At 73.5% G+C, this 22,504-nt stretch carries 21 protein-coding genes; 11 read left to right on the top strand and 10 right to left on the bottom strand.

Annotated elements, in window-relative coordinates; genetic code table 11:
- Positions 1-105 precede the first annotated feature (105 nt).
- Positions 106-2,928 (top strand): SpoIIE family protein phosphatase, encoded by a 2,823-nt coding sequence (locus ACZ4V6_RS21150; RefSeq protein WP_467829531.1) that lies wholly within the window; start codon positions 106-108, stop codon positions 2,926-2,928.
- Positions 2,929-2,971: 43 nt separating this feature from the next.
- Here the strand turns inward: ACZ4V6_RS21150 and ACZ4V6_RS21145 are convergent, their stop codons facing one another.
- Positions 2,972-4,531, bottom strand: coding sequence for an IucA/IucC family protein (locus tag ACZ4V6_RS21145; protein WP_467829529.1), 1,560 nt, complete (start codon positions 4,529-4,531; stop codon positions 2,972-2,974).
- Positions 4,532-4,646: 115 nt separating this feature from the next.
- Between ACZ4V6_RS21145 and ACZ4V6_RS21140 the strand changes: the two genes are divergently transcribed.
- The 3 genes from ACZ4V6_RS21140 (at position 4,647) to ACZ4V6_RS21130 (ending at position 8,287) form a co-directional block, all read left to right on the top strand.
- On the top strand, positions 4,647-6,149 hold the full coding sequence (locus ACZ4V6_RS21140) for an IucA/IucC family protein (protein ID WP_467829526.1): 1,503 nt from the start codon (positions 4,647-4,649) through the stop codon (positions 6,147-6,149).
- A 63-nt stretch (positions 6,150-6,212) separates the two neighbouring features.
- On the top strand, positions 6,213-7,487 hold the full coding sequence (locus ACZ4V6_RS21135) for a vWA domain-containing protein (RefSeq protein WP_467829524.1): 1,275 nt from the start codon (positions 6,213-6,215) through the stop codon (positions 7,485-7,487).
- Positions 7,487-8,287, top strand: coding sequence for a hypothetical protein (locus ACZ4V6_RS21130; RefSeq protein WP_467829521.1), 801 nt, complete (start codon positions 7,487-7,489; stop codon positions 8,285-8,287). The genes ACZ4V6_RS21135 and ACZ4V6_RS21130 overlap by 1 nt, the downstream gene beginning before the upstream one ends.
- A 49-nt stretch (positions 8,288-8,336) precedes the next feature.
- Here ACZ4V6_RS21130 and ACZ4V6_RS21125 read toward each other — a convergent pair whose 3' ends face one another.
- Complete coding sequence (locus ACZ4V6_RS21125) at positions 8,337-8,978, bottom strand: winged helix-turn-helix transcriptional regulator (protein WP_467829519.1); 642 nt, start codon at positions 8,976-8,978, stop codon at positions 8,337-8,339.
- An 87-nt stretch (positions 8,979-9,065) separates the two neighbouring features.
- Here ACZ4V6_RS21125 and ACZ4V6_RS21120 point away from each other — a divergent pair, with 87 nt between their 5' ends.
- From ACZ4V6_RS21120 to ACZ4V6_RS21095, 6 genes are all read left to right on the top strand, one after another.
- Positions 9,066-10,274 (top strand): pyridoxal phosphate-dependent aminotransferase, encoded by a 1,209-nt coding sequence (locus ACZ4V6_RS21120; RefSeq protein ID WP_467829517.1) that lies wholly within the window; start codon positions 9,066-9,068, stop codon positions 10,272-10,274.
- Positions 10,275-10,359: 85 nt separating this feature from the next.
- Complete coding sequence (locus ACZ4V6_RS21115; RefSeq protein ID WP_467829515.1) at positions 10,360-11,514, top strand: serine hydrolase domain-containing protein; 1,155 nt, start codon at positions 10,360-10,362, stop codon at positions 11,512-11,514.
- Between the two features lie 168 nt (positions 11,515-11,682).
- Positions 11,683-12,351, top strand: a complete 669-nt coding sequence (locus tag ACZ4V6_RS21110) for a maltokinase N-terminal cap-like domain-containing protein (protein ID WP_467829513.1) — start codon at positions 11,683-11,685, stop codon at positions 12,349-12,351.
- A gap of 60 nt (positions 12,352-12,411) precedes the next feature.
- Positions 12,412-13,011 (top strand): histidine phosphatase family protein, encoded by a 600-nt coding sequence (locus ACZ4V6_RS21105; protein WP_467829511.1) that lies wholly within the window; start codon positions 12,412-12,414, stop codon positions 13,009-13,011.
- Positions 13,012-13,059: 48 nt separating this feature from the next.
- The gene (locus ACZ4V6_RS21100) at positions 13,060-13,719 is read left to right on the top strand and encodes a hypothetical protein (protein WP_467829660.1); all 660 of its coding nucleotides are present in this window, start codon (positions 13,060-13,062) and stop codon (positions 13,717-13,719) included.
- A 56-nt stretch (positions 13,720-13,775) separates the two neighbouring features.
- On the top strand, positions 13,776-14,198 hold the full coding sequence (locus ACZ4V6_RS21095) for an acyl-CoA thioesterase (protein ID WP_467829508.1): 423 nt from the start codon (positions 13,776-13,778) through the stop codon (positions 14,196-14,198).
- A 93-nt stretch (positions 14,199-14,291) separates the two neighbouring features.
- On the opposite strand, the gene ACZ4V6_RS21090 is transcribed toward ACZ4V6_RS21095, so the two are convergent.
- The 8 genes from ACZ4V6_RS21090 to ACZ4V6_RS21055 form a co-directional block, all read right to left on the bottom strand.
- Positions 14,292-15,680, bottom strand: coding sequence for a nucleobase:cation symporter-2 family protein (locus tag ACZ4V6_RS21090; protein WP_467829507.1), 1,389 nt, complete (start codon positions 15,678-15,680; stop codon positions 14,292-14,294).
- Between the two features lie 232 nt (positions 15,681-15,912).
- Positions 15,913-17,301 (bottom strand): 8-oxoguanine deaminase, encoded by a 1,389-nt coding sequence (locus tag ACZ4V6_RS21085; RefSeq protein ID WP_467829504.1) that lies wholly within the window; start codon positions 17,299-17,301, stop codon positions 15,913-15,915.
- 69 nt (positions 17,302-17,370) lie between these two features.
- A complete protein-coding gene (locus ACZ4V6_RS21080; RefSeq protein ID WP_467829501.1) occupies positions 17,371-18,783 on the bottom strand; it encodes a nucleobase:cation symporter-2 family protein in 1,413 nt (470 codons plus the stop codon).
- Positions 18,784-18,847: 64 nt separating this feature from the next.
- On the bottom strand, positions 18,848-19,783 hold the full coding sequence (gene pucL, locus ACZ4V6_RS21075) for a factor-independent urate hydroxylase (protein ID WP_467829498.1): 936 nt from the start codon (positions 19,781-19,783) through the stop codon (positions 18,848-18,850).
- A 7-nt stretch (positions 19,784-19,790) separates the two neighbouring features.
- On the bottom strand, positions 19,791-20,192 hold the full coding sequence (gene uraH / locus ACZ4V6_RS21070) for a hydroxyisourate hydrolase (RefSeq protein WP_467829495.1): 402 nt from the start codon (positions 20,190-20,192) through the stop codon (positions 19,791-19,793).
- Between the two features lie 48 nt (positions 20,193-20,240).
- Positions 20,241-20,747 carry a 2-oxo-4-hydroxy-4-carboxy-5-ureidoimidazoline decarboxylase gene (gene uraD, locus ACZ4V6_RS21065; RefSeq protein WP_467829492.1) on the bottom strand — a complete coding sequence of 169 codons (507 nt, stop codon included), beginning with the start codon at positions 20,745-20,747 and terminating at the stop codon, positions 20,241-20,243.
- A 149-nt stretch (positions 20,748-20,896) separates the two neighbouring features.
- Positions 20,897-21,265 carry a helix-turn-helix domain-containing protein gene (locus ACZ4V6_RS21060; protein WP_467829489.1) on the bottom strand — a complete coding sequence of 123 codons (369 nt, stop codon included), beginning with the start codon at positions 21,263-21,265 and terminating at the stop codon, positions 20,897-20,899.
- On the bottom strand, positions 21,262-21,513 hold the full coding sequence (locus ACZ4V6_RS21055) for a YkoF family thiamine-binding protein (RefSeq protein WP_467829486.1): 252 nt from the start codon (positions 21,511-21,513) through the stop codon (positions 21,262-21,264). Before ACZ4V6_RS21055 ends, ACZ4V6_RS21060 begins: the two co-directional genes overlap by 4 nt.
- A 141-nt stretch (positions 21,514-21,654) precedes the next feature.
- On the opposite strand from ACZ4V6_RS21055, the gene ACZ4V6_RS21050 reads away from it, so the two are divergent.
- Positions 21,655-22,494: a TIM barrel protein gene (locus tag ACZ4V6_RS21050; RefSeq protein ID WP_467829484.1), complete on the top strand. Its 840-nt coding sequence runs from the start codon at positions 21,655-21,657 to the stop codon at positions 22,492-22,494.
- The last annotated feature ends 10 nt before the right edge of the window (positions 22,495-22,504 follow it).

Here is a 22,504-nt window from a genome sequence, read left to right as displayed (position 1 = left end):
CCGGAACGGCGGGGCGTCCTTCGCCGTTGCCGCCGCAGGAACCGGTGACGACGGCCGAGTGCCCGCACCGAGCGGATGCCCCATATGTCCGCTTACCCTGATTCCGTGGAGTCGTCTTCAACTCCCCCGGACAGCGGTCACGACGGCCGGACGCCGCCGGTCGCCGGGCTGCGTCCGGAGATCCTCGCCTCCTGGCAGCGCTCGCAGTCGCTCGGCATCGACCGTGAGGAGGCCGTCCTGCCGGTCGAGAGCGACCTGGACCCCGACTCCCGGCTGGTCAGGGCCGCCGCGCCGGTGCTGGAACGCCTGTACGAACGCTTCTCGGGCGTGCCGGTGACCGTGGCGCTGGCCGACTCACGGGCGAACATCGTGGACCGGTGGGGCGCCCCGGCGGGGCTGAGCCTGATGGACGCCGCCTCCCTGGTGCCGGGCGCCAACGTCGACGAGCGGTTCATGGGGACCAGCAGCGTCAGCATGGTGCTGAGCACCAGGGCGCCGTTCGTGGTCGTCGGCCACGAACACTTCCTGCACGGCCTCAAGGAGCTGACCTGCATGGCCGCGCCGGTGCGCGACCCGGTGGGCGGCGCCGTACGGGGCGCGGTCAACCTCTCCGTGCCCCGGGAGCTGGCCGACCCCGGCATGGCACTGGTCCTGCAGGACGCCACCGAACGCATCGGGGAACGCCTGCTGGAGCTGGGCACGGCCCGCGAGCTGGAGCTGATGCGCTCCTTCCGCCGGGCCAGGGAGCGCGGGGGGCACGCCGAGCTGGACCTCGGCTCGGGGGAGCTGTCCCGGCTCGGCGGACCGCCGCCCCGGCTGGCCTCGCAGGAGCGGCTGATACTGCTGGAGCATGCCGTCGAGCTGATCTCCTCGGCCGGTGAGTCGTACGCCGAGGTCCCCCTCGCGGGCGGCCGCGTGGCCGTGCTGCGCCGCCGGGAGCTGCACCACGGCGGCGCGGAGGGCGCGGCGGTCGAGGTCAGCTTCGAGAACAGCCGCGGCACGGGAGCGGCGGGCCCGGCCACCGCGACCGCCCCCGACGGCCGTCACGTGCCGCTCCTGGAGCGTCCCACCGCGGCTGCGGGGCCGGCGCCCGGCGCGGCGGCGGAGCGGCACACCGCCGGACCGGCCGACGCGTGGCTGCTGCTGGTGGGCGAGCCGGGCGTCGGCCGGCTCGCCGCCGAGGCGCGCGGGCGGCTGTCCCTGCTGAACGAGGCGGGCACCGGACTCGGCACCACCCTGGACATGCGGCGCACCGCCGAGGAACTGGCGGAGATCGCCGTGCCGCGCTTCGCCGACCTGGTCGTCGTCGACCTGGTGGAGAGCGTCCTGGCGGGCGAGGAGCCACCGCCCGGACGGCTCTCCCCCGACGTGGTGCTGCGCCGGGTGGCCGCCTGGGCGGGCGAGGGCTCCCGCGACACCCCGGCCGGCGGCGTGGACGAGCCGGCCGACTACCCCGCCGGCACCCCCCAGGCCCGGTGTCTGGAGACCGGGCGGCCGGTCATGGACTCGGTGATGACCGCCGCCCTGGCCGGACACCCGGCCGGCCGGGTGCACCCCGTCGGTCTGCTCGGCGAGGGCGAGCACTCCTACCTGGGCGCTCCGCTGTCCGCGCGGGGCTCCGTCCTGGGCCTGGCGGGGTTCTACCGCCGCGGCAGGGCGCGGCCGTACGAGCAGGACGACCTGACGCTGGCGGGCGAGCTGGCGGCCCGTGCCGCGATCAGCGTGGACAACGCCCGCCGCTACCGCCGGGAGCACCACGCCTCCCTCACCCTGCAGCGCAGTCTGCTGCCGCACACCCTGCCCCGGCTGAGCGTCGTCGACCTCGCCTTCCGCTACCTGCCCGCGGACGCCAGGGCGGGCGTGGGCGGGGACTGGTTCGACGCGATCCCGCTGTCCGGGATGCGCGTGGCGCTGGTCGTCGGGGACGTGCCCGGAAACGGCCTGCAGGCGGCGGCGACCATGGGCCGGCTGCGGACGGCGGTGCGGACGCTGGCCGGGCAGGAACTGCCGCCCGAGGAGGTGCTGGCCCACCTGGACGACCTGGTCAGCCGCACCCACGACGAGTCGGCCGGCGAACAGGACCCCGCGACCGGGGCGACCTGCCTGTACGTGGTGTACGACCCGGTGGCGTGCAGCTGCACGGCCGCACGGGCCGGACATCCGCCGCCCGCCCTGCTGACGCCGGGCGGCCGGGCGCGGCTGCTCGACCTGCCGGCCGGGCCGCCGCTCGGGCTCGGCGGGATCCAGCCGTACGAGTCCGCCGTCGTCGACCTGCCCTCGGACAGCCTGCTGGCGATGTACACCGACGGCCTGCTCAAGGAGAGCCGCGGCTACGGGGACACCGACGCGCGCACCGGGCTGCTGCTGGCCTCGCTGGACGGCGCCGGTCCGGAGCTGGAGGACGTCTGCGACCGGGTGACGGGCGCCCTGCTGCCCGGCGGTGCGCACGACGACGTGGCCCTCCTGCTGGCCCGTGTGCACGCGCTGCCCGAGGACCGGGTGGCGTCCTGGGAGTTCCCGTCCGACTCCTCGGTCGTGGCGCGGGCCAGGGAGCTCACCCGTGCCCAGCTCGCCGCCTGGGGCATGCGGGAGCTGGATTTCGCCACCGGGCTGGTGGTCAGCGAGCTGGTCACCAACGCCGTGCGGTACGGCGGCCAGGGGCCGGTGTGCCTGCGGTTGCTGCGCGACGAGTCGCTGATCTGCGAGGTCTCCGACCGCAGCAACACCTCCCCGCGCCTGCGGCGGGCGGCCACGACCGAGGAGGGCGGGCGCGGTCTGTTCCTGGTGGCGCAGTTCACCAGGAGCTGGGGAGCCCGCTACATGCCGCAGGGCAAGACGGTGTGGGCCGAGCAGGTTCCGCAGCGGGGACGGGCCGAGGCGGATCCGGACGAGCAGACGCTGCTGGCCATGTTCGACGACCCCGGCTGACCCGCCGGCCGGACGTGTCCCGCGCGACGCCCTCGGGGCGCCCTCACCGCCCGTCGGGAGGGAGGTGGGGCGCGGCGGTGGGCAGCAGCGGGTTCGGCAGCGGCCGGTAGCGTGCGGCGGCGCCGTCCGCGCCCGTCCAGCGCAGCAGGAGGTTCGTCTTCGCGGGCAGGGCCGGCGCGGTGAGCAGGGCCGGGATCTCGGGCAGGTCGTGGCGGGCCAGGGCGGCGCGGAGGGCGGGCCGCGAGTCGAAGCGCGGGTGGTGGTCGGCGAGGGCGCCGGCGATCTCCAGCAGGTGGTTGACGACCAGGCAGTACACCAGCCGTTCCCAGCCGGCCGCGCGGGGCGTGTCCGGCAGGAGTCTGACGCCCTCGGCGTCCCGGAAGAGGGCCTGCACCGGGGTGCCGTCCGCGTCCACGGCGACCAGCGTGTTCTGCAGGTGCGCCTCCAGGACGACGCCGTCGTCGGCGAAGGCGGTCAGGACGGGCGGGACGACGGCGGCGAGGTACGCCTCCCACCAGGCCGCCGGGTCCGGCGCGGCCGCCAGCGGACTGCCGGGGAAGCCCTCCACGAGGGCCGCGGCGAGCAGCGGGGTCGCGCCGGGCAGCAGGCGGGTGCGCAGGCCGTCGCGGACGACGACGGCGAGCTCCTCGAAGGCGAAGTCGGCGGTGCGGTAGCCGCGGTCGGCGAGCCAGACCGCCGGGGGCCCGATCGACTCGAAGGCCTCCGTGACCGCCGTGTCGGTGCGGCGCAGTCCCAGCAGGTCGTGGCGCCACAGGCGGCGGATGTCGTTGGTGATGCGCACGTCGAGGCTGAACTTCAGGAACAGGTCCTGTCCCCAAGGGCACTCGGGCGCGTACACCGTGCGGACGGCCGCCGTGGGCCACACCGGGAACGCGGTCGTGCCCAGCCGGATCAGCCGTCCGTCGGCGAAGCACGGGGCGAGGGCCGTCGCCGTCAGGTCGAGCTGCCAGGGGTGGGCGGGCAGCAGGCGGTAGCCGGGCGGGGCCTCGCCGAGGGCGTCCAGGGCGGTGGTGTCGCCCTCCTCGACGACCGTGTCCGCGCGCACGGCGAGCAGCGTCAGCGGGAACCGGGCGTGCGCCTCCGGCGCGTAGGGGAGCCAGCCGGTGTGCGGGCCGCCGCCGCGCGCCTTGGGGGCGGGGTGATGGGTGTGGCCGGTGAGCAGGGACTGTTCGGAGCGCAGGTAGGGGTCGCCGGGCGGGGCGGCCCCCGCGCGTGCCGTCAGGAGCGCGGCGACCGCGTCCCGGCTGTCGGTCATCTCGACGGGCAGTTCGTGGTTGGGCAGGCCGGTGTGGCGGCGCAGTTCCTCGGCGACGAGTTTCACCAGTTCGGCGTGGCCGACGCGGTGCCAGCCGTCCGCCGCGCGCACCTCCGGCTCGGCGGGGCGCCGGCCGCCGCGGACCCGGAGCAGCCGGCCGCCGGGCAGCCGGTACACCGGGCGGTCGCCGGAGGCCGGGCACGGTTCGGCCACCTCTCGCAGCAGGCAGTTCAGCAGCGGCACCGCCGCGTAGGCGTCGGCGCGTTCCGCGATGCCGTCCGGGAATGCGGTGCCGGAGGGCGGGGGCAGGAGATCCACGCGTTCCACTCGTTCCCTACGGTCTGAAAGGGCGGAGACGATCAGTATGTCTGTCGTGGTCCCTTCGTCGTGACGTCCCGCGCGTACTCGACCCGTTCCCGCCCCGTACCCGAGGAGTCCGCCCGTGCACCGTCCCGCCGCCGCCGAGGCCGAGATCGCCGGTGAACTGGCCGCCGTCCGGCCCGGTCTCCTCCCCCGGTACACGGCCGGGCTGCCCGGTGCCCGCGCGGCCGTGCTGACCCGGCTGTGGCGGGCGCTCGCGCACGAGCCGCTGCCGTGGATCACCGGCCGCAGGTCCGTGCGGGACGGGCTCGTGCTGCGCCTCGCGGACGGGCGCCGGCTGTGCGGTCCGGCCGCGGATCCGTACCGCACGTCCGCGTACGTCACGGCCGTACGGCTCGACGGGACGCCGTACGACGATCCCGCGCGGCTGATGACGGATCTCGCCGTACCGCACTGCGCGGGCTTCGCCGCCGAACTCGGTCACAGCGCCGCGTCGTTGGCGCTGTCGCGAACGGGCCGGGAGAATCACCCGGACGAGTGGCCGGACAGTGACCGGGGCTGGGAGCAGCGGGTGGTCGACGGCCACCCGTTCCATCCCAACTGCCGTTCGCGGCCCGGGTTCTCGGTGGCCGAACAGCTCGCCTACGGGCCCGAGCACGGACCGGTCGTGGAGCTGGAACTGGTGCCGGTCCCGGCGGCGGAGTGCCTGGTGACGGGCGCCTGGCCGCGGGAGTTCCGGGACGAGGGGCGGTTGCTGCTGCCGGTGCACCCCTGGCAGGCGGCGCACGTGCTGGAGCGGACGGGCGGGGGGACGGCGCTGGCCGCGCATCCGCTGATGTCCCTGCGCACGCTCGCCGTGCCCGGTGGCCCGCACGTGAAGACCGCGCTGAGCACACGGCTGACGTCCTCGGTGCGGGACATCTCCGTCGCCTCGGTCGCCGCGTCGGACACCCTGTCGGTCTTCGGCCAGGCGCTGGCGGCGCGCACGGACGGGCTGCTGGACGTCACCCGCACCCTGGGCGCGGCCACCGCGCACTCCCCCGACCTGGCCGCCGTCCTGCGCGAGCCGCCCCGGGCGTACGCGGCCCCCGGCGAGCACGTCGTGCCGGTGGCGGCGCTGGCGACCACCGGGCTGCCCCGGTCCCCCGCGTGGCTGGCCGGCTTCGCTCGCCTGTGCCTCACCGTCGGACTGGGTCTGCTCGGACTGGGCGTGGCGCTGGAGGCGCACGGCCAGAACCTGCTCGTGGTGCTCTCGGCGTCGGGCGAGCCGCTGCGCCTGGTCTACCGCGACCTGGCCGACATCCGCGTCAGCCCGGCCCGCCTCGCCCGGCACGGCGTGCCGGTCCCGGACCTGCCCGCGCGCATGCTCACCGACGATCCGGCGGCCCTGCGCCGCAAGCTGTTCGGCTCGCTGGTCGCCGGTGCCCTCGCCGGCACGGCGGGGTCGGGGGCGGCGCTGGGCGCGGCCCTGGAGCCGGTCCTCGGCGAACTGCCGCGCACGCCGGACCTGGTGGCGCTGCGCGAGGAGCCGCTGCCGGTGAAGGCGCTGACGCTGATGCGCATGTCGCCGGGGGCCGGCGGGGACGTGTGGACGGATCTGCCCAATCCCCTGCGTTCGTGGTGACGTCGCGGCGTCCACGGGGGTCTCGTTTTGGATCACGGCAGTCCCGGTCAATAGGATCCGCCGATGATCACAAGAAAACGGCTGGCGGCGGGCGTGTGCGCCCTGCTCGCCGCGCTGACGGCCGGGATCGCCCTGCCGGCCGGTGCTGCCGCCGGTGAACCCACGGGCGAGGACGCGCCGAAGGTCGACCTCGTGCTCGACGTCAGCGGTTCGATGCGCACCCGGGACATCGACGGCGGCACGCGGATGGCCGCGGCGAAGCAGGCGTTCAACGAGGTGCTCGACGCGACGCCCGAGGAGGTGCGGCTGGGCATCCGGACCCTCGGCGCCGACTACCCCGGCGACGACCGCAGGACGGGCTGCAAGGACACCGCGCAGCTCTACCCGGTGGGCCCGCTGGACCGCACCGAGGCCAAGACGGCGGTGGCGACCCTGTCGCCCACCGGCTGGACGCCGATCGGACCCGCACTGCTCGAGGCGGCCGACGACCTCGACGGCGGGAACGGTTCCAAGCGGATCGTGCTGATCAGCGACGGCGAGGACACCTGCGCCCCGCTCGACCCGTGCGAGGTGGCCCGGGAGATCGCCGCCAAGGGCATCGGGCTGACCATCGACACCCTCGGCCTGGTCCCCAACACCAAGATGCGGCAGCAGCTCAGCTGCATCGCCGAGGCCACCGGCGGCACCTACACCTCCGTGGAGCACACCGACGAACTCACCGACAAGGTGAACCAGTTGGTCGACCGCGCGGCCGACCCGGTGGTGACGCCGGTCGCCGTCGGGGGCGCGGACGCGTGCGCGAAGGCGCCGACGCTGAAGTCGGGGCTGTACACCGACCGCGAGGAGTTCGGCAAGCAGCGCTGGTACCGGGTGGACGTGCTGCCCGGCGAGGAGCTGCGCGCCTCCGTGAGCGTGTCCGCCGACCGGGCCGTGAACCCGTCCTACGGCGTGCTGCTGCGGGCGGTCACGGTGCACGGCCGGGAGATCGTGCGCGGCGAGGCCGCGGACAACGGCCGTACGGACGTGATCTCGACCGGTCTGCGCTACCCGAAGCCGGAGAGCGACGACGCGGACGCGGACAAGCCGGCCGCGGAGACCGTCTGCCTCCAGGTCACCAACTCCTTCTCCGTCGCGTCCGGCGTGAAGACCACCCCCGGTCTGCCGCTGGAGCTGACGGTCGACGTCGTGGACGGTCCGAGCCAGGCCGACGACGTGGCCGCGTTCGGCCTCGGGCGCGGCTGGTGGCTGCTGGGCGTGCTGGTGCTCGTCGGTTTCCTCGCCGGTCTGCTGTGGGGCTGGCTGTCGCGCTGGCGGTTCGCGGTCTGGAGGACCAACTGATGCGTATCACCCGAGCGTTGAGTGCCGCCGTGCTGCTGGCCGGCCTCGCCGCGGCACCCGCGGCGGCCGACTCCTCGCCCTCCGCGAGCCCGTCGGAGAAGGGCGGCGCGCCGACCGCGGCGGGCACGTCCTTCCGTACGGCGACGGAGATCGAGCAGGGGCAGCGGGCCACGGCGAACGCCTCCGCGGGCGACTACCTGTACTGGTCGTTCCCGGCGGACGCGCAGCAGCGGCCGACCGTGCGGGCCACGGTGAAGCTGCCCGGGACGCACGCCGCCGAGACCTGGCGGATCGACGTGTACGACGGCCTGCGCCGCCGCCAGGCCTGCCAGTGGGGCGCGCAGACCCGCACGGCGGCCGAGGGCGCGCCCTCCGTGGAGCTGGCGTGCGTGCTGCGCACGGTCCGCGCCTGGTCCGAGCCGTGGGCGAACGACCCGCTGCCGGGCACCTACTACGTCCGGCTGACGGCGGTGGACCTGCCGACGCCCGACCTCGGCATACCGGTCGGCGCCGAGATCCGGGTCGACTCCAGGGACATGGGCGGAGCGGCCGCCGTCGACGGCTCGCTGGCCGAGCCGCTGGTGCCGGGCACCGCGATGACGTCCGGGCGGGACGAGGACTCCGGGCGGGGCGCCGTGCTGTCCGCGATCGAGCCCGAGGACGGCTGGGCGTCGGGCTGGTGGTCCGACCGGTGGGTGTGGACCGGCATCGGTGCCGTGCTGGCGGCGCTGGCGGGCATCGGCGGGTACGCGCTGACGCGGGGTTCCGGACGCCCGTCGCGGGTGCCGCCGGGCGCCTGAGCACCGGTCAGGAGGCCCGTCCCCCCCGGGGGACGGGCCTCCTGCCGTTTCAAGCGGCCCCGCCGAGCGCCTTGGCCGCCGCGCCGTCGCCGGTCACCCCGACGCGCCCGTCCCGCACCGCGTCCCGCAGGTCCAGCTCCCCGCGGCTGAGGGCCGCGCACGTGCCGGCGTCCAGCACCAGCCGGGCGTCGGGCTCCCCGGGCGCGGGCCCGTCACCGTACACCGGGCCCTCGTCCGCGCCGGCGTACAGGTGGAAGTCGCCTTCCTCCAGCCGGACCTCGACGGTCCCCTCCGCCGCTCCCGCCGCCCGCAGGGCCCGCAGCAGGGGCAGCGCGAACCAGTGGGCCCGCACCGCGTCCGTGGGCCGGCGCTCCCCCAGCTCACCGGCGCCCCACGCCCCGAGCGCCTCCAGGACGGGCAGCAACGCGCGCCCCCGGGGCGTGAGTTCGTAGACGTACGCCGCGCCGGGCGGCGGCAGCCGGCGCCGGGTCGTGAGCCCCTCGCGCTCCATGTCCTTCAGCCGCGAGGCCAGTACGTCCGTGCTGACGCCGGGCAGGTCGGCGTGCAGGTCGGTGTAGCGCCGCGGTCCGGCGAGGAGCTCGCGGACGATCAGCAGGGTCCAGCGGTCGCCGACGGTGTCGAGCGCGCGGGCGGCGGAACAGTACTGGTCGTAGCTTCGGCGAGGTGACATGCGACGCAGTGTAGACATGTTGTTGGACTTTCCAAGCTCCCACTTGGTAAAACCAAGCAACACCAGATACCGGAGGGGAAGCCGCGCATGGAGTTCCGGCAGTCGAACAAGCTCAGCGAGGTCTGTTACGAGATCCGCGGCCCGGTGATCGAGCACGCCGACGCGCTGGAGGCGGCGGGGCACAGCGTGCTGCGCCTGAACACCGGCAACCCGGCCCTCTTCGGTTTCGAGGCGCCGGAGGAGATCCTCCAGGACATGATCCGGATGCTGCCGCGGGCGCACGGCTACACCGACTCGCGCGGCGTCCTCTCCGCCCGCCGCGCCGTCGCCCAGCGCTACCAGGCCCTCGGCCTGGAGGTCGGCGTGGACGACGTGTTCCTCGGCAACGGCGTCTCCGAACTGGTCTCCATGGCCGTACAGGCCCTGCTGGAGGACGGCGACGAGGTCCTGATCCCCGCCCCCGACTTCCCCCTGTGGACGGCGGTGACGACCCTCGCCGGCGGCAAGGCGGTCCACTACCTGTGCGACGAGCAGGCCGAGTGGTACCCCGACCTGGCCGACATGGAGTCGAAGATCACCGACCGCACCAAGGCGGTCGTCGTCATCAACCCGAACAACCCGACCGGCGCCGTCTACCCGAAGGAGATCGTCGAGGGCATCCTCGACCTCGCCCGCCGCCACGGACTGATGGTCTTCGCCGACGAGATCTACGACCAGATCCTCTACGACGACGCCGTCCACCACTCGGCCGCCGCCCTCGCCCCCGACCTGGTGGTCCTCACCTTCTGCGGCCTGTCCAAGACGTACCGGGTGGCGGGCTTCCGCTCCGGCTGGCTGGTCGTCACGGGCCCCAGGCAGCACGCGAAGGACTACCTGGAGGGCCTGACCATGCTGGCCTCCATGCGTCTGTGCGCCAACGCGCCCGCCCAGTACGCCATCCAGGCCGCGCTCGGCGGCCGCCAGTCCATCCGCGAGCTGACCGCCCCGGGCGGACGGCTGCGCGAACAGCGCGACGTGGCCTGGGAGAAGCTCAACGAGATCCCCGGCGTCTCCTGCGTCAAGCCCAAGGGCGCGCTGTACGCCTTCCCGCGCATCGACCCGAAGGTGCACCCGGTCCACGACGACGAGAAGTTCGTCCTGGACCTGCTGCTGCGCGAGAAGATCCAGGTGGTCCAGGGCACCGGCTTCAACTGGCCCTCCCCCGACCACTTCCGCATCCTCACCCTCCCCCACGCGGACGACCTGGAGGCGGCGATCGGCCGGATCGGCCGGTTCCTGAGCGGATACCGCCAGTAGGCGCGCCTCGAGGTCCCGGGGGAATGTCCGGCGGCCCCCGCGGGTTGGTGATCCCCGTACCGGATCGCCGACTTGGGGGCAGGGCATGACGCAGCAGGTGCACGGAACGGTGGCCGACGGGTTCGAAGGCGTCCGGGAGGAGTTCGCCGCGTTCCTCGAGGGTGAACGGGACGATCCCGGGGCGCAGTTGGCCGTGTACCGGCGCGGACGGCGGGTGGTGGACCTGTGGGCCGGGGAAGGGGTCGACGGGGACACGGTGACCAGCCTGTTCTCCATCACCAAGGGGGCCGCGCACCTGGTCGTGGCGTTGCTGGTGCAGGAGGGGGCGCTCGACCTCGACCGCGAAGTGGCGCACTACTGGCCCGAGTTCGCGGTCGAGGGCAAGGGGCGGGTGACGCTGCGCGAGCTGATCACGCACCGGGCGGGACTCATCGGCGCGGACGGCGGGTTCACCGCCGCGGAGCTGGCCGACGACCGGGCGATGGCCGCGCGGCTGGCGGGGCAGAAGCCGTGGTGGGAGCCGGGGACGGGGTACGGCTACCACGCGTTCGTCATCGGCGCGCTCACCGGGGAGGTGGTGCGGCGGGCGACCGGGCGGACCATCGCCGAGCTGTACGAGGAGCGGGTGCGCGCACCGTACGGTCTGGACTTCTACGTGGGCTTCCCGGAGGAACTGGAGCCGCGGTGGCGGGAGGTGCTGCCGTTGGTGCCCACCCCGGAGGAGACGGAGGCGCTGGCGGCCCGGGCGGCGGCGCCCGACAGCCTCCGGGGCGTCGCCTTCAACGTCCACGCCCCGCAGACCACCGATCTGGTCGACTTCGCCAACACCCGCACGGTGCGGGCGCTCGGCCCCACCTCCTCCGGCGGTGTGGGCAGCGCGCGGGGCGTGGCCGGCATGTACGCGGCCGCGATCGGCGCGGTCGACGGCGGGGGACCGCTGCTCACCTCCGCGACGGTCGCCGAGTTCGCCGGGCTGCGCACGCCCGGCACGGACCTGGTGACCGGCCAGGAGAACCACTTCGGCCTCGGCTTCGAGTACCTCGCCGAGCAGTACCCGTTCCTCGGCGAGAACTCCTTCGGGCACAGCGGGGCCACCGGATCGCTCGCCTTCGCGGACCCGGCGAGCGGGGTGGCGTACGCCTACACGCGCCGCCGCTTCGCGTTCCCGTCGGGTCAGGGCGCGTCCCCGGAGAACGGCCGTCTGGCCGGGTCGGTCCTGCGGGCCGCGGCGCGCGCGTGACGGCCGTGCCGGTGAGCCGTTCGGGCGTGCCCGGTGGCCGCCCCGCCGCGACCCGGCCCGCCGGCCGGTGCGCGAAGTCCGGCGGCATGGCGGGAAAGTCCTCCTCCGGCACCGCCCGGGTGCGAAGGTGAAAGTGATCGCACCGACTCCGACGGAAGGACCTTCGACGTGTCCGTCATCCACCGCACCACGCTCCGGCCGACCAAGCTGGAACTGCTCGCCTCCTGGCTGCCTTCCCGGCCGTGGTACCGCGGCGGGGCGGCGGAACCCTCCTTGGCCAGGGCCGGCGGCTTCCGGCTGGACGATCCGCAGGGCGAGGTGGGGATCGAGTTCATCGTGGTCACCGACGCCTCCGGGTCCCGCCCGGCCGCCTACCTGGTGCCGCTCACCTATCGGAGCGCCCCGCTCGACGGGGCGGAGGACGCGCTCGTCGGCACCACGGAGCACGGCGTGCTGGGGAAGCGCTGGGTCTACGACGGCTGCCACGACCCCGTGCTGGTCGAGCGGTTCGCGGCCCTCGCCGAGGGGCGGGCCCAGGCCCAGTCCCAGGACGTCAGCGACACGCCCGACCGGGACGTCGCCGTCTCCCACGGCGGCGAGGACCCCCTCCTGGGCGACTTCGCGCACTTCACCGTCGCGGAGGACCGGGACGGCACCGAGCTGACCGCACCGCACGGAGCGGCCCTGCGCCTGCACCGGGTCCTGCGGCCCGCCCCGGACGGCCCCTCCCCCGCGCGGCCGGGGACCGCCGGCCGCGTCACCGGCTCCTGGCAGGCCCAGGACGGCACCCGCGTCCGGGGCGTGTTCGCCGTCTCCCGCGTCGCCGGCCGGGCGTAGCCCGCGTCCGCGGCGGTCACCGCGCGGCGGACTCCGGGGAACGGCCCGTAGCCTGGGGGTATGGGTGATCTTTTTCTGGTCCGGCACGGTGAGACCGAGTGGTCGCGGTCCGGACGGCACACCGGGCTGACGGACGTCCCGTTGACCGAGAACGGGCGGGAGCAGGCCCGGCGCCTGGTGCCGTTGATCCGGTCGCACCGGATCGGGGCCTCGTTCGTCAGCCCGTCCCAGCGGGCGCGGGAGACGGCCGAGCTGATCGGGCTGCACGCGCCCCGCGTCGACGCCGACCTGCACGAGTGGGACTACGGCGGGTACGAGGGCGTCACGACGGTCGAGATCCAGCGGACCCGGCCCGACTGGTTCCTGTTCACGGACGGGGTCGCGCCCGGGCCGCCCGGGCGTCCCGGGGAGACGCCGGAGCAGGTCGGCGAGCGGGCCGACCGGGTGCTGGCCACGGTGGAGGCCGCGTTCGCCGACACCGAGGGGTGCGTGGTGCTGGTGGCGCACGGGCACTTCCTGCGGGTGCTCACCGCACGGCACCTGGGGCTTCCGCCGTCCCACGGAGCGCTGTTCCAGCTGGGGACGGGGACGCTGTGCCGGCTGGGCACCGAGCACGGGCGGCCGGTGATCGCCGCGTGGAATGTCAGACCCCCGTCGTAGTCTTCGACGGTGTCGACCGGCGAGGGACCGGTGAGGAAGGGGGACGCCGTGGTACGGCCGCTCACCGCCGCGCAGCGGCGTGTCGTCGACGCCGCCGATCCCGTCACCGGACGGTTGCGGGGGACGGAGGCGCAGCTCGCGGCGCTGGTGAAGCGGGGGCTGGCCTTCCGGCATCCGCGGCCTCCGCACGACTGCTTCCTGACACCGGCCGGGCACCGGACACGGGAGACCCCCGACGAGTCCGGGACGGCGCCGGAGGCGGCCCGGGCCGCGGGGCCCGCCGCTTCCGCCACCGCCGACGGCGTGTTCGCCGCGCGGGTCGGTGGTGAGGAGAGCGTGCCGGACGAGGCCGGGCCGGCGCGGCTGCGGGAGGTGCGCGGGGCCTGGGAGGGACTGCTGGAACTGCGCCGGATGACCCGTCCGGACGGTGCCGTGGACCGGCCGTGCGGATGGGAGCGGGCGCATCTCGTGCGGGCCGCCGCGCTCGCGCTCGAGGCCGCCGGGCACCGCCCCGCGGGCCCGGCCGGCGACGACGGGTACCGGGTGCGCGCGACGCCGCAGCCGGAGGCGGTCGCCGTGCACGCGGCCGACGGCACGGCGCTGGGAGCCTGCGCGGCGACGCTGGAGGCGGCGGGCTGGCAGGTCGGGGAGCACACCGAGCCGCGCACCCGGGCCCGTTATCTGCTGGCCTCCCCGCGCAAGGTGTGACGCTCGCCCGTGTCAGGATCGGTCGGTCGGTACGTCCACGAGGAGAGGCAGTGGTGGTGAGCGAGCCGTTTTCCGTTCCGGTGACCGTCCGCGGGTACGAGACGGACACGCAGGGGCATCTGAACCAGGCCGTGTACCTCAACTACGCCGAGCACGCCCGTTGGTCGCTGCTCCGGGCGGCCGGTGTGCGGCAGACCGATCTGGTGGCCCGGGGGATCGGGCCGGTGGCGCTGGAGACGACCATCCGCTTCCGGCGGGAGCTGCTCGCCGGTGACGAGGTCGAGGTGACGTGCGCCTTCGAGTGGGGCGAGGGGAAGACGTTCCGGATCCGGCAGACCGTCCGCAAGGCCGACGGCACCGTGGCGGCGGAGATCGATGCGGTCGGCGGGCTCATGGACCTGCGCGAGCGCAGGCTGGTGGCCGATCCGCGGCAGCGGTTCGAGGAACTGGCGGCGGAGCCGGAGCTGTTCGGGCCGTAGCCGACGCCCCCGCCCGGCACGAAGGTGTGCGGGCCGGCGCCCTTCTCCGGGCGCCGGCCCGCTGTAATGCCCCGGGCGTCCCGGGCCCCGTCGTCACTGCGCGACGGCGGTGCGGGACGTTTCGCTGATCTCCTCCCCCGCCTCCATCGGGTGGGTCACGTCCTCCGCGTCCCGGCCCTTGCCGCCGATGTGGTTGAAGACCAGGTTGAGCAGGACGGCGGCCATACAGCCCGTCGAGATGCCCGAGTCCAGGATGATCTTCGCGTTCTCCGGGAAGGAGTGGTAGAACTCCGGCGCCGCGATCGGGATGATGCCGACGGCCAGGGAGACCGCCACGATCAGGACGTTGTTGTCCTTGTCCAGGCTCGCCCGGACCAGGGTCTGGATGCCGCTGGCCGCGACCGAGCCGAACAGCACGACGCCGGCGCCGCCGAGCACCGGGCGGGGGACGACGGCGATCAGCGAGGCGGCCATCGGGCACAGGCCCATCAGGACCAGGAAGCCGCCGCCCGCGGCCACCACGAAGCGGCTGCGGATCTTCGTCATCGCGACGAGGCCGATGTTCTGCGCGAAGGCGCTGCACATGAAGCCGTTGAAGACCGGGCTGAGTGCCGAGCCGAGGGTGTCGGCGCGCAGGCCGGCCGCGATGGTCTTCTCGTCCGCCGGACGCTCGACGATCTCACCGAGGGCGAGCATGTCGGCGGTGGACTCGGTCATCGAGACCACCATCACCACGCACATGGACAGGATCGCGGCGACCTGGAACTGCGGGGCGCCGAAGTGGAACGGCGTCGGGAAGCCGACGACGTCCGCGTCGGCGACCGGCCCGAAGTCCGTGACGCCGAACGGGATGGCGATGAGCGTGCCCGCGACCAGGCCGAGCAGCACCGCGATCTGCTTCACGAAGCCCCGGGTGAAGCGGCGCAGGAGCAGGACGATGACGAGCGTGATCGCCGCCAGGCCCAGGTTGGTCGACGAGCCGTAGTCGTCGGCCGTGGGACTGGGGCCCTGTGCCCAGCCGAAGGCGACCGGGAGCAGGGAAATGCCGATGAGGGTGATCACGGTGCCGGTGACGACCGGCGGGAAGAAGCGGATCGCCTTGCAGAAGACGGGTGCGGCCAGGAAGCCGAGCAGGCCGGCGACGATGACCGCGCCGAAGATGATCGGCAGGGCGTCGGACTTGTCCTCGGTGGAGGCGACGACGGCGGTCATGGGGGCGACACCGGCGAAGGTGACGCCGTTGACGAAGGGGAGGCGGGCTCCGATCTTCCAGATCCCGAGGGTCTGGAGGAAGGTGGCGAGGCCCGCGGTGAACAGGCAGGCGCCGGTGAGGAAGGTGAGCTCGGTGGCGCTCAGGCCGATGGCCGCGCCGACGATCAGGGGCGGGGCGACGACCCCGGCGTACATGGCGGCCACGTGCTGCAGGCCGGTCGTCGCCATCTTGAGCGGCGGGAGTTTCTCGTCAACAGGGTGGTCGGCCACGGCGGCGTTCCTCCGGTCGGGTACACGTCGACTCTGACGTGGGTGTCAGGGAGGTGGTGCGGGTGGTCGTGCGGGACCGGGACGGCCCGTTCGGGGAGAACGGCACCGTTCCGGGGTGCGCGCGGGTGCGCGCACCCCGGAGACGGCCACCGTGGACCCCGCTCGGGTCCACGGCTACCGGCGGGAGCCGTCCCTCCCGCCGGAGATCATGTGGTGTTCGGCCGTACGGCGTTCAGCCCTGTGCGGCGATCCTGGCCAGTCGGCGCGCCTCGTCCCGCGTGGAGCGGGCGACGGCGTCCTCGTCGACGGTGAGCAGCCTGCCGTCCTCGACGATCCGGCGGCCGTTCACGAACGACGCCGTGACCGGGGCGGCGGCGCCGAGGACCAGGGCGGTCACCGGGTCGGCGATCGAGGAGTGGGCCAGGGTGTCCATCCGCCACAGCACCAGGTCGGCGAGCTTGCCCGCCTCCAGGGAGCCGGTCTCGGCGGCGCGGCCCAGGACCTGGGCGCCGCCGTAGGTGCCCAGGCGCAGCGCCTTGCGGGCGTTCAGCGCGCCCTCGCGGTGGGCGCCGAGGCGGTTGACGAGCAGGGCGTTGCGCAGCTCGGTGTGGAGTTCGCCCGACTCGTTGGAGGCGGTGCCGTCGACGCCGAGGCCGACGGGAACGCCGGCGGCGAGCATGTCGGGGACGCGGGCGATGCCGGCGGCGAGGCGCGCGTTGGAGGACGGGCAGTGGGCGACGCCGGTTCCCGTGCGGGCGAAGGCGGCGATGTCGGAGTCGTTCATGTGGACGCAGTGCGCCATCCACACGTCCTCGCCGAGCCAGCCCGTCGACTCGAAGTAGTCGGTCGGGCCCATGCCGAACAGCTCGTGGCAGAACTTCTCCTCCTCCACGGTCTCCGAACCGTGGGTGTGCAGCCGCACGCCGAGCCGGCGGGCCAGCTCGGCGCCCTGCCGCATCAGTTCGGTGGAGACGGAGAAGGGCGAGCAGGGCGCGACGGCGACCTGGGTCATCGCGTCGAAGGAGGCGTCGTGGTGCTCCTCGACGGTGGCCTCGGTGGCGGCGAGCGCGTCGTCCAGGCTCTCCACCGCGAAGTCCGGCGGCAGCCCGCCGTCCGACTCGCCGCGGTCCATGGAGCCGCGGGCGAGGGTGAAGCGGACGCCCGTCTCGCGGGCGGCGCGGATGATCGCGCCGGACAGGTCGCCGGAGCCCCGCGGGAAGACGTAGTGGTGGTCCGTGGCGGTGGTGACGCCGCCGCGGGCCATCATCGCGAGCGAGCCCTGGGCCGCCGCGTACACCATCGGCTCGTCGATGCGCGCCCAGGTCGGGTACAGCGCGACCAGCCAGTCGAACAGGTTGTGGTCGGTGGCCAGGCCCCGGGTGATCCACTGGTAGAAGTGGTGGTGGGTGTTGATCAGACCGGGCGTGACCAGGTGACCGGTCGCGTCGATCCGGTGGACCACGTTCTCCAGGCCCTCGGGTGCCCGTCCCGCGCCGACGGACTCGATCCGGTTGCCGGCGATCACCACGTGGCCGCGGGCGTACTCGGTGTCGTGCGCGTCCACGGTGGCGACCGCGCAGTTCTCGATGACCGTGCGCTCGGCCGGCGATGCTGCTGCCATGCTTCTTCCTTGTCTTTCGGTGCGGCCCGTGGGCGGGGTGGGTACCCACGAGGGGGGCACGGCAGGACCCTAGGAGGATTTGAGTGCCGGAACCGTACTGCCGCTCCGGGTGCCGAGGTGGTGGAAGAACAGGTTGAGGACGACCGCGACGAGCGCGCCGGCGCTGATGCCGGAGCCGAGCACGGTCTGCGCCCAGGCCGGGAAGTCGGCGTAGAAGGTCGGGGCGGCCAGCGGGATGATGCCCGCGCCGAGCGCCACGGCGACCAGGATGATGTTGGAGCTGTCGTCCAGTCCGGCCTCGGACAGCGTGCGGATGCCGCTGACGGCGATGGAGCCGAAGAGGACGATGCCCGCGCCGCCGAGGACCGGCATGGGGACCAGGGAGACGACCGCGCCGAGGACCGGGAAGGCGCCCAGGACCAGCAGGGTGGCGCCGGCGACGGCGACGACGTAGCGGCTGCGGACCCGGGTCAGGGAGACGACGCCGACGTTCTGGGCGAAGGCGGAGGTGGGGAAGCCGCCGAAGACGGGGCCGAGCAGGGTGGCGAGGCCGTCGGTGCGCAGGCCGCGGGTGATGATCTTGGCGTCGGCGCGGCGGTCGCAGATCTCGCCGAGGGCGAGCATGCCGGCGCTGGACTCGGTCATCAGGACCAGCATCACGATGCACAGCGACAGGATGGCCGCGGGCTGGAACTCGGGGGCGCCGAAGGCGAAGGGCGTCGGCAGCGCGGCGACCGGTGCGGTCCTCAGGGCGCTGAAGTCGGCCATGCCGAAGGGGATGGCGGCCAGGGTGCCGATCAACAGGCCGAAGAGCAGAGCGACTTGCTTGAAGAAGCCCTTGCCGAAGCGCTGCATCACGAGGATGACGCCGAGGGTGAAGGCGGCGAGCGCGAGGTTGTGCATGGCGCCGAAGTCGGCGGCGTCCTTGTCGCCGCCCTGGGCCCAGCCGACCGGGACCGGCATCAGCGTGACGCCGATCAGGGTGATGACCACACCGGTGACCAGGGGCGGGAAGAACCTGAGCAGCCGCCCGAAGAAGGGGCCGACGGCGAGGCAGAAGACGCCCGCGACCATCACCGCGCCGTAGATGGCGGGGAGTTGGTCACTCTTGTCGTTGGTCTCGGCGATGGCGAGGATCGGGGCGATGCCGGCCGACGAGGCGGCGTTGACGAAGGGCAGCCGGTTGCCGACCAAGCCCTTGACGCCGAGGGTCTGCAGCAGCGTCGCCACGCCGGCGATGAGCAGCGAGGCGGCGATCAGCCGGGTGCGTGCCTCGAGGTCGAGTCCGCAGGCCTGGCCGATGATGAGCGGAGGAGTGACAACGCCCGCGTACATGGCGGCGATGTGCTGAAGCGCGGCGGGGACGAGCCGCGAGGGGTGGAGCTTCTCGTCCACCGGGTGCACGGACGTGACGGCGTCCTCGATGTGCTCCGGCGGGGTGGAACTCGGGCCCGTGACCGGCCCTTTCGCAGGCAGTGCCATGTTGTTCCCTCCGGTGTGGCGCGCCCCCGGGTCCGGATGCCCGGCCGGGGGCGCGCTTCCCGCGTCAGAGGTTGGTCATGTCGACCGGGATGAGTTGCTCGGCGCCGTCGCGCAGGATGGTGGCCTCGATCAGGCCGTAGGGGCGGTCGGCGGCGTAGTAGACGGCGCCGTCCTTGGCCTCGTTGTCGATCCCGAAGGGCGACAGGTCCGAGCGGAAGTGGTGCTTGTTCGGCATCGAGAAGCGGATCTCGTCGACCTCGTCGCGGGAGTTCAGCACCCGCACACCCATCTCGAAGAGGGTCTGCTGGAGCGAGTACGAGTAGGTCTCGGCGAACGCCTGGAGCGCGTGCTTGCGCACCCCGTTGTACGAGCGCTCCCAGTCGGGAGCGTGCGAGTCGATGCCGTCCCAGTTGTGCCGCCACCAGGTGGAGACGGTGGTGGCGAGGATACGGTCGTAGTCCTCCTTGAGGGTGGTGTACTTGTCCTTCAGGTAGCCCCAGAACTCGGAGTTGGTCGTGTTCAGGACGGTCAGGTCCTTGAACCCGGAGAGCACCTGGATGCCGTGGCCGTCGTAGGTGATCTGCGCGACGCGGGTCTCCTGGCCCTTGCGGACGAAGGAGTGGGCGATCTCGTCGGAGCCGACGAAGCGGGCGCCGCCCTTCGAGGTCTCGATCCGCTCCCAGCCGTACTCCTCGACGCGGATGCGGGCCCGGGTGATGGACTCGGTGTTGTCCACGAAGTGGCGGGCGAGCTTGACGCCGAAGTCCTCGGCGCTCTCGATCCCGTGCTCCTTGGCGAAGGCGTACACCGTGTTCTTGGTGGTGTCGGTGGGCAGGACGTTCGCGTTCGAACCGCTGCGGTGGACCTCCTCCATGTCGCCGGAGAGGGCGACGGAGACGTTCAGGTCCTTGATGTGGTGCGTGTCGCCGTCACGCGTGATCTTGACAACGCGGTTCTCTGCCTTGCCGTACTGGTTCTGTCCCAGGACGAAACGGGTCATGTGTCGGTCAGCTCCCTCGGTAAACGGAGTAGCCGAACGGGTTGAGCAGCAGCGGAACGTGGTAGTGCTCGCCGGGCACCACCGCGAAGGTGATGGTGACCTCGGGGAAGAACACGGGCCGGCCGTTCTCGCTGTCCCGGAGCGCGGGGGCGTCCTGCTGGGCCGCGGCTTGTTTCTTGGCGAAGTACGTCTCGGTGTCGAAGTCGAGCCGTACGTGTGTGGTGCCCTCCGGCAGTGCCGGCAGGTCCTTGCACCGCCCGTCCGCGTCGGTCGCGGAGCCGCCGAGCGCCTGCCAGTCCGCCTCGGATCCGCCGCGGGCGGAGAGGTGGACGGCGACGCCCTCGGCGGGGCGGCCGACGCTGGTGTCCAGGATGTGCGTGGACACGGAAGCGGTGGTATCGGTGCTCATGCGATGTCCTCTTGCGGTGTGCAGCGACGTCGGTCGGCTTGCGGCGGGTCAGGCGGCGTCGAGCAGCCGGGCCAGCCGGATACGGTTGATCTTCCCCAGTTCGGTGCGGACGATCTCCCGTTCCTGTTCGGGCGAGTTGCCGATCCGCTCCTTGACCGCGTCCCGCATCTGCTCGCCGGTCCGGCCGGTGGCGCAGATGAGGAACACGTGGCCGAACTTCTCCTGGTAGGCCAGGTTCAGTTCGAGCATCTCCGCCTTGAGTTCGGCGGAGGCGCCGGCCATCCCCGCCTGCTCGCGGGAGGAGGTGGGATCGCCGGGCTTGGGGCGGCCGATCGGCGGGTGCCCGGCCATCGCCTCCCCGAGGTCCGCCGCGGTCAGCCCGGCCATGGCGGCGTCGGACGCGGCGTAGAGGTCCTCGGGGGTGGTGAAGGGACGGGCGGTGATCAGTTGCCGGGCCCACGCCGTGGAGGCACACGCCTCGTGGAGTTCCGCGAGCGCCGCGGTCTCCTCGAGAGCGTTGAAACGGGCCAGGCCCGACGCGGAAGTGGACGTCACGGGAGCCTCCGTGGCCTTGTGCTGAACGGGCGTGCCGATAGCTAACGCCCTTGGAAACAACGCGTCAACACTTTGTTGAAAATTCGGGGTAACAAAAGCCGCCGCCCGGTTACCGGACGGCGGCTCGTCGCGCGGGGCTCCCGCCCAGGTCAGGAGTCCTTCTCGCGGTTGAGGTAGTTGTAGACGGTGAAGCGGCTGACGCCCAGCGCGCTCGCGACGGTCTCGACGCCGTGCCGCACGGAGAAGGCGCCGCGTGCCTCCAGGGTACGCACGACCTCCTGCTTGGCCCTGCGGTCCAGTTCGGACAGCGGCCTGCCCTGCCGGCGCTCCATGGCGGCGAGGATGTGGTCCAGGGAGTCGGCGAGCTGGGGCAGGCGCACGGCGACGACGTCGGCGCCCTCCCAGGTGAGCACGACGTCGTCCCCTCCCGCCTCGTCCGGCGGGAGCATCTCGCCGCCGATGGCGTCGACCAGGGGCTTCACGGCCGCGATGAAGGGCTCCTCGCCGGGGCCGGTCACCGCTCGCCCTCCTCGACGACGTTGACCTGGAGCGAGATCCGGGTGGCGCCGGCCGCCAGGGAGCGGCGCAGCAGCGCGTCCACGGCGGTGAGGACCGCGTCGGCGCCGCCCTCGGCGGTGTTGCCGAAGGGGCCGACGTCGACCTCGTCCAGCTCCGCGGCCTCGACGACCTCCCGGGCGACGACCGCGTGGGCGGGCGCCTCGTCGAGATCGAAGGGCTCGGTCGTGAACTCCACTCTCAATCGCACCCGGTCAACTTAACCCGCGGTGACCGTTTTCCGCCGCCCCCTCTTGACAACCTCCGCCCGGCTTCGGCAATCTTCCGTTAAGCAGAAACGAACTTCCGTAATACGGAAAGACCCTCGCAACGGAAGGGAGCGCGGCACCCGATGGGATTCGCAGACCAGCGCTTCAACGTCAACCTGTCGATCCTCTTCACGGAACTCCCGCTCCTGGAGCGCCCCGCGGCCGCCGCCGCGGCCGGCTTCACCGCGGTCGAGCTGTGGTGGCCCTGGATCGACTCCCCCACCCCCGAGCGGTCCGAGCTCGACGCCCTGAAGAAGGCGATCGAGGACGCGGGCGTCCAGCTCACCGGGCTGAACTTCTACGCCGGGCAGCTGCCGGGCCCCGACCGCGGCGCCCTGTCGGTCCCCGGTGAGGAGTCGGACCGCTTCCGCGCCAACATCGACGTGGCGGCCGACTTCGCGAAGTCGCTGGGCTGCACGGCGCTCAACGCCCTGTACGGCAACCGCGTCGAGGGTGTGGACCCGGCCGAGCAGGACAGGCTCGCGCTGGAGAACCTGGTCCTCGCCGCCCGCGCGGCCGACCGGATCGGCGCGGTCCTGCTGATCGAGGCGCTCAACGAGCCCGAGTCGCCGCTGTACCCGCTGGTGTCGGCGCCGGCCGCGATCGAGGTCGTCGACAAGGTCAACGAGGCCACGGGACTCGGCAACGCCAGGTTCCTCATGGACCTCTACCACCTGTCCATGAACGGCGAGGACCTCCCGCAGGTGATCGACGCGTACGCCGCGAAGACCGGCCACGTGCAGATCGCCGACAACCCCGGCCGCGGCGCCCCGGGCACGGGCTCGCTCCCCCTGGAGGAGCTGCTCGACCGGCTGGCGAAGGCCGGTTACGAGGGCTGGGTCGGCCTGGAGTACAAGCCCGGCGACCGTCCGAGCGCGGAGGCCTTCGACTGGCTGCCCCGCGAAGCCCGCGCCGCCCGCTGACACCCCCTGA

Source organism: Streptomyces sp. NPDC029152, assembly GCF_055564355.1.
This window is presented reverse-complemented; position numbering and strand designations above follow the sequence as displayed.

Coding starts and splice junctions, on each gene's coding strand:
- ACZ4V6_RS21135 (WP_467829524.1), top strand. CDS start 6,213: ATGATCACAAGAAAACGGCTGGCGGCGGGCGTGTGCGCCCTGCTCGCC.
- ACZ4V6_RS21130 (WP_467829521.1), top strand. CDS start 7,487: ATGCGTATCACCCGAGCGTTGAGTGCCGCCGTGCTGCTGGCCGGCCTC.
- ACZ4V6_RS21125 (WP_467829519.1), bottom strand. CDS start 8,978: ATGTCACCTCGCCGAAGCTACGACCAGTACTGTTCCGCCGCCCGCGCG.
- ACZ4V6_RS21120 (WP_467829517.1), top strand. CDS start 9,066: ATGGAGTTCCGGCAGTCGAACAAGCTCAGCGAGGTCTGTTACGAGATC.
- ACZ4V6_RS21115 (WP_467829515.1), top strand. CDS start 10,360: ATGACGCAGCAGGTGCACGGAACGGTGGCCGACGGGTTCGAAGGCGTC.
- ACZ4V6_RS21105 (WP_467829511.1), top strand. CDS start 12,412: ATGGGTGATCTTTTTCTGGTCCGGCACGGTGAGACCGAGTGGTCGCGG.
- ACZ4V6_RS21085 (WP_467829504.1), bottom strand. CDS start 17,301: ATGGCAGCAGCATCGCCGGCCGAGCGCACGGTCATCGAGAACTGCGCG.
- ACZ4V6_RS21080 (WP_467829501.1), bottom strand. CDS start 18,783: ATGGCACTGCCTGCGAAAGGGCCGGTCACGGGCCCGAGTTCCACCCCG.
- pucL (WP_467829498.1), bottom strand. CDS start 19,783: ATGACCCGTTTCGTCCTGGGACAGAACCAGTACGGCAAGGCAGAGAAC.
- uraH (WP_467829495.1), bottom strand. CDS start 20,192: ATGAGCACCGATACCACCGCTTCCGTGTCCACGCACATCCTGGACACC.
- ACZ4V6_RS21050 (WP_467829484.1), top strand. CDS start 21,655: ATGGGATTCGCAGACCAGCGCTTCAACGTCAACCTGTCGATCCTCTTC.